The sequence below is a fragment of the Stenotrophomonas sp. P5_B8 genome (genome assembly GCF_054049855.1).
The window spans coordinates 1-1,809 of the sequence record NZ_JBFULO010000604.1 but is presented as its reverse complement, the minus strand read 5'-3'; the positions used below and the strand labels follow the sequence as shown (position 1 = coordinate 1,809).

The window sequence follows — 1,809 nt, the reverse complement described above, 5'->3', positions numbered from 1 at the left end:
GGCCACATGGACGTCGCCGCAGGACATCAAGAACGCCTACCGAAATCCGAGCTTCGTTGCCAATAACCGAGTGGTGTTCAAMATCAAGGGCAACGACCACCGTCTGATCGTGGCGGTCGCTTACCAAGTAGGCATTGTCTACGTGAAGTTTATCGGCACGCATGCCGAATACGATCAGATAGATGCCGCAACCATAGAGGTTGACTGAGATGAACATCTCCCCCATTCGTACCCCTGCTGATTACAAGGCTGCACTGAAGTCGATCTCCAAGCTTGTGGAGGCTGACCCCGCGCCTGATAGCCCGGAAGGCGAGTACCTGGACGTGATGGCCACGCTCATCCAGGCGTATGAAGCCAAGCAGTTCCCCATAGAGGCGCCGGATCCGATCCAGGCAATCAAGTTCAGGATGGAGCAAGCTGGGCTTGAGCCGAAAGATCTTGCAGCATCGATTGGCAAGCCAAACCGCGTGTATGAAGTGCTTAACGGAAAGCGCGGCTTGTCCATAGAGATGATTCGCAACCTGCACAAGAACCTTGGGATTCCCGCAGAGAGTTTGATTGGTGCCTGATACGCTAAACCCCGCTTCGGCTGGGTTTTCTTCAGGTTCATCGCGAATTGGCTTGGAAGCTTGTTGGATCAACGGTGCCTTTTGGACTGCCTTTGCGCCGGAGCGTGTGCATGCTCATTCTCCAGTCGGCGTAGACGCAATGAACCAAATTTCGCGGTTCAAAAGAAACAAGCAATTTCCCATCTTCCGCATCAACCCGCATGGTGTCCATCGGAGTCTAGAAGCTCCTTGAAGAGTGTAAGTTGGACGTCCTGAGTCGGGAGGGTGGCTAATACAACAYCCTTGCGGAAATACGCCCACCGAGCTTCGATCGGCTTCTAGCCTCCCGACACCCTCGCCATCCCGGCGAGGGCGATCCTTACAGGAGGTCCAACATGCACAGGTCCTGGGTGAGCCCGCCCGAATTCGTCCCGCCCAAGCGCAAGCCTTACGCCCGACCAGCCCCCACCTGCARAGTGGGCGCGCAGCACTATCCCGCCCGCGAGGAGTACGGCAGCGATGAGGTCATTCCCTACGTGCGCCTGCGCGGCCGCTGGCTCGACAAGCTCGGCTTCGACGTAGGCGCACGCCTGAAGATTGAAACCAGCCCCGGCTGCATCACCCTCACGGTGGTGGAGCGCCCCGTGGTGGTGCCCAAGAAGATCCCCAGGAAGCTGCAGCGCACCGCCGGCTGATCGGGACGTGCCGCCAGCAGGCGGGCACAGCACGGCACTGCCGTGCGGATTGCATCCTATTTCACTAGCCAGCAGTAGGAGGAACTCATGAACGAGAGTGTCTTCATGCAGGTAACGATGGACGCCGGCTTACGCGCCCGCTTCCAGCAAGCGGCGGCACGCGAGCGTCGCCCCGCCACACAGGTGCTGCAAGCGTTGATGCGGGAGTATGTGACGCGTCATTCGGGGGCAGGGGAGGTGCTGGACGCTGCAGGCGCAGACCGGGATCTGGAGGAGATGGCGCACCGGCAGCAGGGGTGGCACTGCTGTCCGTTTGGCACGGGGTGAGCGCGGCACCGTCGCAAAGGTGCCGGGGAACACGGGAATTACGAGGCAATGCGCTGGCTTATGTGACGCATCTGGCCTTGCCGTTCCGCATACGCTGAACGTAATTTACGTTCAGCGTAGCGCTGGGTCATGCTTGTTTGCATGACCCGCACACCTACGTCCATCCGCTCTGTGTTCGCCCGCCGCCTTCGCGCGTGCCGGCTCGAGCAGGGCCTGACTCAACGCGCGTTGGGGGTGCT

General features: G+C 59.9%; 4 protein-coding genes. All 4 read left to right on the top strand.

Annotated elements, in window-relative coordinates; translation table 11 throughout:
• Positions 1 to 208 (top strand): type II toxin-antitoxin system HigB family toxin (locus tag ACXJKH_RS19855; protein ID WP_457321937.1); only part of this gene is annotated, 208 nt, incomplete at its 5' end.
• Between the two features lies 1 nt (position 209).
• Positions 210 to 569 carry a helix-turn-helix domain-containing protein gene (locus ACXJKH_RS19850; protein ID WP_313245415.1) on the top strand — a complete coding sequence of 120 codons (360 nt, stop codon included), beginning with the start codon at positions 210 to 212 and terminating at the stop codon, positions 567 to 569.
• Positions 570 to 943: 374 nt separating this feature from the next.
• Positions 944 to 1,243, top strand: coding sequence for a SymE family type I addiction module toxin (locus tag ACXJKH_RS19845; RefSeq protein WP_457321935.1), 300 nt, complete (start codon positions 944 to 946; stop codon positions 1,241 to 1,243).
• An 87-nt stretch (positions 1,244 to 1,330) separates the two neighbouring features.
• The gene (locus ACXJKH_RS19840; RefSeq protein ID WP_256774468.1) at positions 1,331 to 1,570 is read left to right on the top strand and encodes a hypothetical protein; all 240 of its coding nucleotides are present in this window, start codon (positions 1,331 to 1,333) and stop codon (positions 1,568 to 1,570) included.
• Positions 1,571 to 1,809 lie beyond the last annotated feature (239 nt).